Here is an 11716-nt window from a genome sequence, read left to right on the forward strand (position 1 = left end):
ACTGGCGCTAATGGTCGGAGCGAGAGGATTCGAACCTCCGGCCCCCTGCTCCCAAGGCAGGTGCGCTACCAGACTGCGCTACGCTCCGACGAGCCCGATTTTATATCAGGCCGGAAAAATTATTGCAACCCATTATTTGATCGCCTTGCAATAAAACAGGCAGCAATTGATGGCATCCACTGACTGCCATCTTGAATCACTCTGACCAGCTTCTGTAACTTCTGTTCTGTTAGCCGGGATTAGCTATTTGATCTCTTATGCTCCTGGCAATGGCACCATTGCCAAGAGCATCGTCCGCAAAAGGTTAAACTCACCGGGTATTTTCAACCACTGAGAAGGCAAAAAAGCTCATCTGAGCAACAAAGGACTTCCTCCAAGCAGAGCCATCGCTCCGTCCGCCTGCCCATGCATGCCACTGCACTGATCATGAGAGGGAACCAGACGGCAAGATCGACGTAGCGGTTGAAACGATACAGATACTCACCGAGGTAACAATGCGCGCATTTCTCGGAGTCGAAGGCATGGCAAGTCCCATCAATGGCTTTCATTCAGGTTCCAAGGCTGGTATCGACCACGAAAGCACTTTACAATATTTGCGTTTCAAACCCAGACCATCCATTCCTGCCGGCACCAGAGGTTCGTCCTCCACTCGTTTACACCCAGTCTTTCGGAACTTACCTTCTCAATGCGAAGAGATGCTACAACCGCAACCGCACCATCGTCCAGTTTGTCCCCGGTGTGGCCTGGCGGCGTTTCTGCCGTTGGGGCTGCAGGCTTTCCAATACACCGTCAAGAATCGAACCCGGGGGCCCCACAGAGTTACTTCATTTGGCGTTTTTTCGCGCTACACTTGGCACATATCCACAGAACATTAATGATTTCAAATCGCATACAGTCGACAGATGACGTTTGCCATAAAACGTTTGCCGACATTCGCAAGCCCCCCACAAAACGACATAAATACCTGTAATCAAACGACACAAACACGCTGCACTTTTTTTATGCAACCTGTTATTTGCTTCACCCTCAGGCCTTTTCCATCGCTCTCTCCACCAGTTTTCCAAGACTTATCCACAAAACCTGTGGACAACGCTGTAACTCCTTGAAAAATCACAATTCACTACCCTTCCTAATAAACTGTTTTTTAAGTGGCTAAAAAACACAGCGGTGAAAATCGTTTCCTGACTATTCAAAACAACTCGGTCCACAACCATGAACCGTTCCCGCTTTCGGTTCCGGCTATTTACCGAGGGCCCCATGGAGTCGCCGAAAAAACACTTGATCTTATTAATCCACACATGCTAACAATAGAGCATCAACTCAAAGATCGAGCAGATACGGAATATGCCTAAATTCAGCCCGCCATATTGAAAACACCGCACAGCCCTCAGGCGTGCGGTGTTTTTTTGTAGTCGGCCGGCAACGACCTGGCCGACCGGTAACGGTGCCACCCGAGACAAAGGAGTAGGAGCGATGGCAGAAGGTACAGTGAAATGGTTCAATGATGCGAAGGGATTCGGTTTTATCGAGCAGGAAAACGGCCCCGATGTGTTTGTCCACTTCTCAGCAATCCAGTCCGAGGGATTCAAATCTCTGGCCGAGGGGGACAGAGTGACCTTCGAGATCGAATCTGGCCAGAAGGGCCCCGCAGCCACCAACGTGATGAAGGCCTGAACCTGCCCTAAATGAAGAAATCCGAGCTCCACGGCCTGACCGTGGAGCTTTTTCTTTTCTCCTCTCCGCGACCGTTATTATCTCTAGTACATCCCCTGCAGGTGCGATAGACTGTTAATCTATTCAACCCTTCAGCATCAAAGGAATCAGGCATGACGATCACCCCTTGGCATTGCGGCACCAGGCGGCATGGCTTTACCGTTACCGAAGTCACCCCGCTGCCTGAAATAAACATCACCCTCATCCAGCTGCAGCACGACAAGACCGGTGCCCGCATGGTTCATCTCGCCGCCGATGATCCGAACAATCTCTTTGCCGTAGGATTCCGCACTCCACCGGACGACTCTACCGGGGTGGCCCACATTCTTGAGCATACCGCCCTCTGCGGCTCCCGAAAATATCCGGTGCGCGATCCGTTCTTCTCCATGCTCAAGCGCAGCCTCAACACCTTCATGAACGCCATGACGGCCAGCGACTGGACCCTGTACCCCTTTTCCAGCCAGAACCACAAGGATTTCTTCAACCTGCTCGGCATCTACCTCGACGCCGCGTTTTTCCCGCTGTTGAAGGAACAGGACTTCCGCCAGGAGGGGCACCGCGTCGAACTGGCGGACGCGGGAAATATCGGCTCCCCCCTGACCTACAAGGGCGTGGTCTACAACGAGATGAAGGGCGCCATGTCCGACCCGTCGTCCCTGCTCAGCAGGCGGCTTGGGCCGGCACTCTTTCCCACCACCACCTACAGGCACAACTCGGGGGGTGAACCTGCGGACATCCCGAACTTGAGCTGGCAAGACCTGCGTGATTTCCACTCCAGCTTTTACCATCCCAGCAACGCCTATTTTTTCACTTACGGCAACTTCGAGCTCGATGAAATCCTGGAGGTGATTGAAGGACAGGCGCTGTCGGGCTTCGACAGACGCGACGTCGCCAGCGAGGTCCCCCCGGAAACCCGCCGGGACCGGCCTTGCCGGGTGGAAGAAACCTTCCCCCTCGACCCCGGCACCCCCACCGAAAAGCGAACCATGGTGCAGATGGCCTGGCTATGCTGCGACATCAACGACGGCCTCGACCGCCTGAGCCTGTCACTGTTGGCCAGCCTGCTGCTCGGCAATTCGGCGGCGCCGCTCTACAAGGCCCTGCTCGATTCGGGGCTCGGCAGCAATCTCGCCCCCGGCGTCGGCTACCACGACGATTACCGGACCACCTTTTTTGCCGCCGGCCTGCAGGGGACCGAGCCCGAACAGGTCGAAGCCATTGAAGAGCTGATTCTCGCCACCCTCGAGCAGTCGGCCCGGGACGGTTTCAGCCAGGAGCGGATCGACGGGATCATTCATCGCCTGGAATTTACGGTCAAGGAAGTCATCGGCGATCAGTACCCCTATTCCCTGGCGCTGCTGATGCGCATGATCGGCCCCTGGATCCACGGCGGCGAGCCCGTCGACGCCCTGCGCTTCGATGCCCTGCTGGCAGAGCTGAAAGAAAAACTGGCGGACGGCCCGTACTTTCAGGACCTGATCCGCCGCTACCTGCTCGACAACCCGCATCGGGTCACCCTGACCCTGAAGCCCGACACCGGGCTGAAAGAACAGCAGGAGCAGGCGACGATCGCTCGGCTGGAACAACTGCGCAAAACCCTCGACGAAAAACAGCTGCAGGCCATCCAAAAGCAGGCGCGCGAACTGGAAACCGCCCAGGAAAAAGAAGACGACCTTTCCTGCCTGCCGACCCTCGAGCTTGCCGACATCCCCGCGCAGGAGGCGCCGGTTGCCAGCACCGCCGGCACCCTCGGCGGCCGGCCCGTGCGCTGGTTTGCCCAGCCGACCAACGGCATCAGCTACGTCAACTTTCACCTGTCCACGAACCGCCTGCCGGAACAGCTGCTCCCGCTGGTTCCGATCTTCTGCACCCTGTTGACCCAGATCGGCGCGGCCGGCCACAGCCACACCGAGATGGCCGAACGGATGGAGGCGGCCACCGGCGGCATCCACGCCCGCACCGTCATCCTCGACGTTCCCGACCGGCTCGACCGCGTACAGTCCCTGGTGGCGATCAAGGGAAAGGCCCTGGTCCGCAACCAGTCCAGGATGTTCGAAATCCTCGGGGATATCTGCCGCGCCCCCGACTTTACCGACCTGAAGCGTCTGCACACCGTAATCAACCAGGTCAAAGCCTCACTGGAAAACTCGATCCCCGGTGCGGGACACAGCTATGCCGCCCGTTCAGCCGCCAGCGGCCTGACCCCGGCCGCCCGGCTGCGCGAAATGTGGAACGGCCTCGAACAGTACCGCCAGATCAAGCAACTGGCGGAAAAGCCCCCCGAGCAGCTTGCGGACTTCGCCGGCCAGATGAAAACCATCGCCGCCCTGCTGCTGCAGAAAGATAATTTCGACTGCGCCGTCACCGCCGAAGAGACCTCGTTCCCGTCCTTCGCGCCGGCCCTCGAATCGTTTTTCGCCGGCATCCCCACCGCCGGCTCGGAATCGGCCGCCCCGGCTGCGCCCTTCGCCTCCCGGCTCCAGCAGCAGGGCTGGGCCGCTTCGGTTCCGGTCAACTACGTCAGCCGGGTGTTCAAGGCCGTCCCCTTTACCCATCCCGACAGCGCTGCGCTGATGGTTCTTTCCAAGCTGATGCGAGCCAATTTTCTGCATCGGGAAATCCGCGAAAAAGGCGGGGCGTACGGCGGCATGGCCTCGTACAGCGCCGAGGGCGGCATTTTCTCCCTGCTGTCCTACCGCGATCCCCACCTGGTGCGCACCCTCAAGGTCTTCGATGATGCGGTGCGATGGGCCATGGCCGGAAAGTTTGACCGGGAACAGATCAAGGAAGCGATCCTGTCGATCTTCAGCGACCTCGACCGGCCGCTTTCCCCCGGCAGTCGCGGCAGCCAGGAATTCGCCAACATCTGCCAGGGGCTGACCCTCGAGATGCGCAACGCCCTGCGCGGCCGGATTCTCGCCATGGACCGCGAAACCCTGGCCGCCGCGGCCGCCCGTTACCTCGCCCCGGATACGCGCATCAGCTCCGTCGGCGTGGTTGCCGGCGAAACCGCGCTGAAACAGGCCAATCTCGAACTGGGTGACGAGGCCCTGGCCATCGAACAGATCTGAAACCGTACGACAGCCCCCGGGAGCAGCCCATGACCACGGCTTATCCGCTGGAAATATTCTATGACGGCAACTGCATCGTCTGCTCCCGGGAAATCGACCATTATCGCCGCAACAACCCCGAAGGCCGACTGCTCTTCATCGACATCGGCGCGGCCGGGTTCGATGCCGGCCACTACGGCAAACGCCATGAGGAATTCATGGCCCGACTGCACGTTCGCGACGCCGGCGGAACCTTTCTCGCCGGCGTCGAAGCCTTCGTCGCCATCTGGCAGGCCTATCCGGGCGGGTCGCGCTATCGCCTGCTGGCCCAACTGGTATCGCTGCCGGCCACCGCCCCGCTGATCCGGATCGGCTACACCCTCTTCGCCCGCTACCGGCATCTGCTGCCCAAGCGCAAGGGGGGCTGCGATTCAGCCGCCTGCGAGCTGCACTCCCCGCACCATCCCAGGAAAAAACCCTGACGAGCCCTTCCTCCCGGCTTGCCCTCGCCTATCCCCGCGTGCGCACGTCATTTGATCCGCTATAATAAAACCTGCTGACCGAACAATGCGCCCTTGCCGTTGCACAGGAGGAGACGTGCTGGACCTTTCAGCCATACCGGGCCTGGCCTCGCTGCCGGAGAGCTACCGCAACCTGGCGGTCATCGGTGTGGAATTTCTGCTGCTCATCGCCGGTTATATTGTCACGGCCCAGCTGGTTCGCCTGGCATTCAACTGGGCCGACAGGCACTTCCCCGGTGATACGCAGCGGGCGCGACTCGACAAGCTGCGCCGGACGATACGCACCTTGCTGCGCCTGACTCTCGGCGTATTCTGTCTCGGCCTGGTCGCCCTGAACGGCTACCTGCTTTACCAGGACAAGGACATTCTGGGCTTCTGCCAGGCCTGGGGCGAACGAATCCCGCCAGGGATCTGGACGGATCTTGGCGTCGGCATTCTCAAGGCATGCGCCCTGGCCCTGGCCGCGTGGCTCGGCAACCGCCTGCTGCGCCGACTCCTTGCGGCACTGAAAGAAAAGGCCAAATCGTACGAACAGCTGCACACCAACGATGAAAGCATCGAAGTTTTTTTCCAGGCATTAAGCCGGATTTCCAGCTATTGCCTCTGGCTTGCCGCCCTCATCCTGATCTCCGGCCAGCTCCTTCTCCCTGCTGCCGTTTCCGGCTACCTCTGGATCCTGCTGCGAATCTATCTCATCGTCGCCCTCGGTAACCTGGTGGTCAAAATGTCGGCGGCCGTCATCGAAAGCCTCGAGGCTCTCAGCAAAAAATACTGGTACCGGGAAGACTACCTGAGCTGGTATGAACGGCTGCGCTCCCTGATCCCCCTGCTGCACCGCTGCCTCGAATATGTCATCTACGTGCTGGTCGCCACCCTGGTGCTGCTGCAGGTCGAGTTCATCGCAAAGTTCGCTGTCTTTGGCCCCAGGGTGGTTCAAGCGATCGGGGTTTTCTTTCTGGCCAGGGTGATCGTGGAACTGATCAAGCTGCTGGTTGAGAAAAAGATGGGGGCAACCCCGGACATGGAGGAGGCCGAGCAGAAAAGACGCCTGACTTTGGCGCCGATCATCAAGAGCCTGCTGCAGTTCCTGGTCTTTTTCGTCGCCTTTGTCCTGGTTCTGGGGATATTTGACCTCAATCCGCTGCCGATACTCGCCGGCGCCGGGATTGTCGGCGTCGTTGTGGGGCTGGGCGCGCAACCCCTTATCAACGACATCGTTGCCGGCTTCTTCATCCTCTTCGAGAACCTCTACCTGGTCGGTGACTACATCGAAGCAGGCGAGGCACGGGGGACCGTCGAAGCCATTGATATGCGCACCACCAAGATTCGCGACCCGGACGGACAGGTCCACATTATGCGCAACGGCCAGATCGAATCGGTGGTCAATTATTCGAAAGGGTACACCCACGCCGTGGTGGAAGTGGGCGTTTCCTACGACTCGGACCTCGACCAGGTCTACCGAATTCTTGACGAAACCGGCGCGAAGCTCAAAGAAACCAGCAGCAACGTTCTGGCCCCGACCGAAGTCAAAGGCCTTCAGGCATTCGGCGAATCGGAGCTGCTGATCCGCACCATCACCCGGGTCAAGCCCGGATTCCATAGCAATGTGGCCTTTCTGTTGCGCAAGCTGATCAAGGAAGCCTTCGACCGCGAAGGAATCGAGATCCCCTTTGCCCGGCGGGTGGTGATTTTCAAGCCGGAAGTCCCGCCGACGGAAATCCGGCGCCCCGCACAGGGCTAACATCTTGTGCAGTTATTTGAGTCATTCAATCCCGGGTCCGTGATCGTTGATTTCGCGGATCAGCCACGAAGTGAACGCCTGCGACGCACAAAAGCAAGCGGCTGCCATCAGACAATGGCAGCCGCTTTGTGTTCAATCATTATGTATGCCCGATCGGTCAGGGCCGCCGGTCTTCCGGGTAGGTGGAATTGAAGGTGTAGGATGCCACCTTGCCGCTGGGATCGAAACGTAAGACCAGATCGCGGGTCTTGGCATCGCTGAACATCGAGTACTTGTAATGGCCATAGGTCCAGGTTTCCCGGCCATCTTCGATGCCGGTCCGCCAGGGGGGGCCGAAAAGGGCCATAACGTCCCCCTTGGATGTTTTCCCGATGCCGACCTGGTGCACCTCACCCACGTTGAAATGGCGACCGGCGCTGGCGCACCCTGCCAGCAGCAGAATCAGCCCGCCCACCAGAATTTTTTTACCATTGCGCATTACGGCCAAGCCTTGCACTCTATACCTCCTCAATAAAAAGAGCGCAGGAACAGCCTGCGCAGATTTATCAGGATATCATGGATTTCGCAGAAAAATGCAAGGGTAATTTTCTGCCGGCCAGAAAAACCCGCCGACCTGCAGCACCACCGCGTTGCCCCTGCGGTGGTCGTGGTGCAGACCGCCGTTGGAGACGATCGCCGTGAACCAGGGATGTCACCGCCCGACATTATTGTTCAGCGCTTAGCCTTGCGGCGCCAGGCTGCCGTTGACCGGCCCAGGCCATCATTCTTTGGCCACCCGGAAGCGGTATCCTTCAAAGGAAAAAACCAACCCGTTGGGCGTTATTTCATCGAGCCGCAGGCCCACTTCGAGGTAATTGCCTTCACGCAGAATGCGATTATTGACCCGCACCAGCCGGGATGCCGCATCACTGGAATAGGCATAAACCGAAAGGTGGAGTTCCGGCAACCGGCCCTGGACGTCATACGGCAGATCGGCAACAGCATAGATCGGCCGCTCATCTTCCCAGCGCAGTTCGGGGCGAGGCAAAACAGGCACATCTTCGATCGGGACCGGTTCGCTTTCGGCTTCGGCCGCAGAAAATGCAGTCATCTCGACGACTTCCGGTGTTATCTCAACCGGGGGCGCTTGCGCATGGTCAACGACAACAGGAGACTCATCGACCACGACCACCGGAGGCGCAGGAACCGGTTCACTGGCAGCTACCTGGGCGAGGGGTTCTGCGGCCGGCGAAACGACAGCATCCGGGGTTCCCCTGGGGACATCAGCAGTGGTCAGTACCGCCGGCACGAGCGGCGGCTCCACCGAAGGGGTCAGAAACCAAAATAAAATTCCGGCATTCAACAACAGGCCCACAACCAACAGATAGGGCCACAGCGGTTTTTTCTTAACCACAGGGCGAGCGGTTATATGAACCGTGTGCAGATTCGGCACCACCGTGTCTTCGCGCTTCTTATCCGACTTCTTGAGGGCTTCGAGAATAAACGACATGCCTGCTACTCCTTTTGCCAATCAGCAAGCTGCGGCTGCCCGCTACCTGTCCGGGAATTAAGATGGATCAGGGTAAGCGGGCCGACCAGGCCGTCGGCCATAAGCCCTTCGGCTTCCTGAAAGGCCTGCACTTCCTGGAACAACGACCCGTTATAGGCAAGCTCACCTACAGAACGGCTTTGCCGCCCATGCAACACATCCATCTGCAGAGCCAACCACTGCACCACCGGTCCCCGCTCGCCGGGCATGACCACCCCGCGATAGCCGGGCGGTGGTTGCCACAACAGGATGAAATCGCCGAACCAATGGCGAACCAAGTCCCCTATGGCCACGGTACGGGCGACAGTTCCGACTTGCAGGGTCGCCGTTTCATCAGCAAGTTCCGTGAGTGCGGCATAAAAGTCCTCCCCCTGCACACCGGTCAGCTTGAGCAGAACGGGACGATTCAAGCGCCTGATGGCGCTAAAATTCTCCCGCTGAGCCAGCAGGGCCAAGCCCTGTTCTGCAGCCAGCGTTGCCGGCGCAACAGCAGCATCAGGCAGATACGCCACCTCCCACTCGCGAAACAGGGACTGCCAGGCCAGCTTCTCATTGTTGCCATGCGACAGCGCCCTGACCCACTCAAAGGGGTCGGGAGCGGGCGTCACCACAGGAGTGGCCGTAACGACCGACGACGCGGCTACCACGACCGGCTCGACAAGCGGCGCGCTCTTGAAAAAGCTCGCCCCCAGAGCGGCCCCACCCGCGACCAGGGCCAGCGCCAGCAGCAGCTTACCGACAATACCTCGCTTGAATCGACGGGATGACGCCCTAGGGACTGTGCCGAGAACCTCGCTGGCCGCCTCCGTGAGCAGCGCCGGACTCACCGTATGTTCATTACGCACATAGGCCCCCATCAGGGCCCGGCTGCACAGCACGTTGATCACCCGTGGCACCCCGCCGCTCAGACGATAGAGCTCACGGATGGTGACCGGCAAAAAAATCGGCCGCTGTACTCCGGCCACCGAAAGGCGGTGCCCGACATAATCCCCCACTTCTGCTTGCGAAAGCGGGGAGAGGTGATAACGGGCTGTGATGCGCTGGGCCAGTTGCCGCAATTCCGGGCGATCCAGCATCTGCTTCAGCTCGGGCTGACCCAACAGAATGATCTGCAGCAATTTCCGGGTATTGGTTTCCAGGTTGGTCAGCAGCCGGACCTGCTCCAACACATCGACCTGCAGGTTCTGCGCTTCATCGATAATCACCACGGTATGATGTCCGCGGCTGTGAACCTCCAGCAGAAAGGCATTGATGGCATCGACAAAGACCTTAATGCTCGAAGTCCCGGCGGGATAGACGATGCGCAGTTCATCGCAAATCGTAGCCAGCAGTTCGGCGGAAGACAACTTAGGATTAAGTAGCAGGGCGACTTCCGATTTCTCCGGCAGTTGATCAAGAAGGCAACGACAGATGGTCGTCTTGCCCGTTCCGATATCACCGGTCAACAGCACAAAGCCGCCGTCGCTTTTCATTCCATAAAGGAGATGCGCCAGTGCTTCCCGATGCCGCTCACTCATGAACAGAAAGCTGGGATCCGGACTGATGGAAAAAGGTTCGGTATTGAGACCGAAATAATCTAGATACATGGCAGATTCCCAGTGGTGAATTATTGAATCAAACGGTGCAGACACGGCCAATGGCGCGGCGGACACTCATCATATTAAAACGGTGACGGCTTGCCCAGATATTTTTCCGCTTCAGGCGACATCTAATCGGATTCGTGCGCGTGAATGAATTCAAATGGCAAGCACGCCGGGGACACTCACACCTCACATGCGGTTTTTTGTCCGTTTGGTCGCCACCGCATTCCAGGGGTCGTCGGGCCAAGGGTGCTTCGGATAGCGCCCCTTCATCTCCTTCTTCACCTCGGGGTAGACGCCGTCCCAGAACGAGCGCAGGTCGCGGGTGACGGCGAGGGGCCGGCCGGCCGGGGAGAGCAGGTGAATCAGCACCGACACCGCGCCGCCGGCCACGCGCGGGGTCTCGGCGAGGCCGAACAGCTCCTGCAGCTTGCAGGCGAGCACCGGGCCGTCTTCGGCCTGGTAATCGAGGCGGATGTTCGAGCCGCTCGGCACCTCGAGCCGCTCGGGGGCGAGGCGGGCCAGCTCCTGCTGGCGCTGCCAGCCGAGGAGGTTCTGCAGGGCGCTGCACAGGTCGAGTTTGCGCAGGCCGGCGAGGCCGGTGACGCCGGCCAGGTGCGGGGCGAGCCAGGTTTCGAGGGTGGCGAGGAGCCCGGCGTCGGAGAGATCGGGCCAGCCGGGGCGATGGGCGGCGACCAGCTGGGCCCGCGCCCGCAGCTGCCGGGCGGCGGGGCTCCAGTCGAGCAGCTCCAACCCCTTGCGGCGGAGCACCGCCAGCAGGGCCGGCGCGACGTCCGCCGCCGACGCCTTCACCGGCCGCTCCTGCAGCGGCAGGGCGCCGAGGCGACGCACCTCGCGGGCGATCACCCGCCCGGCGCGCTCGTCCCAGTCGACCTCCCGCCGCCAGTCGAGCGCCGCACCGAACAGCTCCTCCACCGTCTCCCGCGCCAGGACGCTGGCGAGGCGGATCTCCCCTTCGGCGCCCGGCTTGCCGGCGACCTCCACCGCGACAATCCACTCCCCGCCCTTGACCGCCGAGCGCGGTGACAACCTGCCGCCGAAACCGCCGCTGAAAACGTAACGCCCGCTGCCGGGCTCGCGCTCGCGGCCGATGCGATCGGGAAAGGCGAGCGCCAGCAAACGGCCGACGATCCCGGCATCGGGGGGCGCTTCGCCACCGTGGACGGCGAGCTTCTGCCGCCAGTAGCGGGCCGCCCGCGCCGCCGACTCGAAACCCCGCCGGCGCAGCAGCTCCAGGCGGTCGAGCAGGTCGCTGGGGCTGGCGTGGCCGGAGATCGAGCTGCCGGCCAGGTCGCGCTCGCCGATCAGGGCCGCGAGGTCGGCACCGAGGCCGGGCACCTTCTCGGCCTGAGCGGCCAGCAGCAGCCGGGCCAGGCGGGGATGGCCGGGGAGCGCCGCCATTTGCCCGCCCAAGGGGGTCAGCCGGCCCAGGGGGTCGAGCGCACCGAGCAGGCCCAACAACGACCGCGCCCCGGCGAGATGGCCCTGCGGCGGCGGATCGAGCCAGGCGAGCTGGGCGGCCTCAAGCACCCCCCAGCGGGCCAGTTCCAGCGCCAGCGGGG

At 60.6% G+C, this 11716-nt stretch carries 8 protein-coding genes and 1 tRNA gene; 4 read left to right on the forward strand and 5 right to left on the reverse strand.

The genetic code is table 11. The features are described 5' to 3' along the window. Nucleotides 1-11 precede the first annotated feature (11 nt). Nucleotides 12-88: transfer RNA gene (locus ABYV89_RS09655), tRNA-Pro, on the reverse strand. 1385 nt (nucleotides 89-1473) lie between these two features. On the opposite strand from ABYV89_RS09655, the gene ABYV89_RS09660 reads away from it, so the two are divergent. The 4 genes from ABYV89_RS09660 (at nucleotide 1474) to ABYV89_RS09675 (ending at nucleotide 7025) form a co-directional block, all read left to right on the forward strand. Further along, nucleotides 1474-1674, forward strand: a complete 201-nt coding sequence (locus tag ABYV89_RS09660) for a cold-shock protein (protein ID WP_432822745.1) — start codon at nucleotides 1474-1476, stop codon at nucleotides 1672-1674. A gap of 152 nt (nucleotides 1675-1826) precedes the next feature. Continuing rightward, entirely contained in the window at nucleotides 1827-4784 is a 2958-nt protein-coding gene (locus ABYV89_RS09665) for an insulinase family protein (protein ID WP_432822746.1), read from the forward strand. Nucleotides 4785-4813: 29 nt separating this feature from the next. Further along, nucleotides 4814-5245: a thiol-disulfide oxidoreductase DCC family protein gene (locus tag ABYV89_RS09670; protein ID WP_432822747.1), complete on the forward strand. Its 432-nt coding sequence runs from the start codon at nucleotides 4814-4816 to the stop codon at nucleotides 5243-5245. A gap of 115 nt (nucleotides 5246-5360) precedes the next feature. Then, a complete protein-coding gene (locus ABYV89_RS09675; protein WP_432822748.1) occupies nucleotides 5361-7025 on the forward strand; it encodes a mechanosensitive ion channel family protein in 1665 nt (554 codons plus the stop codon). A 157-nt stretch (nucleotides 7026-7182) separates the two neighbouring features. Here ABYV89_RS09675 and ABYV89_RS09680 read toward each other — a convergent pair whose 3' ends face one another. The 4 genes from ABYV89_RS09680 to ABYV89_RS09695 form a co-directional block, all read right to left on the reverse strand. Then, nucleotides 7183-7521 carry a hypothetical protein gene (locus tag ABYV89_RS09680; RefSeq protein ID WP_432822749.1) on the reverse strand — a complete coding sequence of 113 codons (339 nt, stop codon included), beginning with the start codon at nucleotides 7519-7521 and terminating at the stop codon, nucleotides 7183-7185. A gap of 264 nt (nucleotides 7522-7785) precedes the next feature. Then, the gene (locus tag ABYV89_RS09685; protein WP_432822750.1) at nucleotides 7786-8514 is read right to left on the reverse strand and encodes a general secretion pathway protein GspB; all 729 of its coding nucleotides are present in this window, start codon (nucleotides 8512-8514) and stop codon (nucleotides 7786-7788) included. 5 nt (nucleotides 8515-8519) lie between these two features. After that, on the reverse strand, nucleotides 8520-10139 hold the full coding sequence (locus tag ABYV89_RS09690; protein WP_432822751.1) for an AAA family ATPase: 1620 nt from the start codon (nucleotides 10137-10139) through the stop codon (nucleotides 8520-8522). A gap of 183 nt (nucleotides 10140-10322) precedes the next feature. Then, nucleotides 10323-11716 (reverse strand): ATP-dependent helicase C-terminal domain-containing protein (locus ABYV89_RS09695; protein WP_432822752.1); only part of this gene is annotated, 1394 nt, incomplete at its 5' end.

This window comes from Trichloromonas sp. (assembly GCF_041583255.1).
GTDB lineage: Bacteria > Desulfobacterota > Desulfuromonadia > Desulfuromonadales > Trichloromonadaceae > Trichloromonas.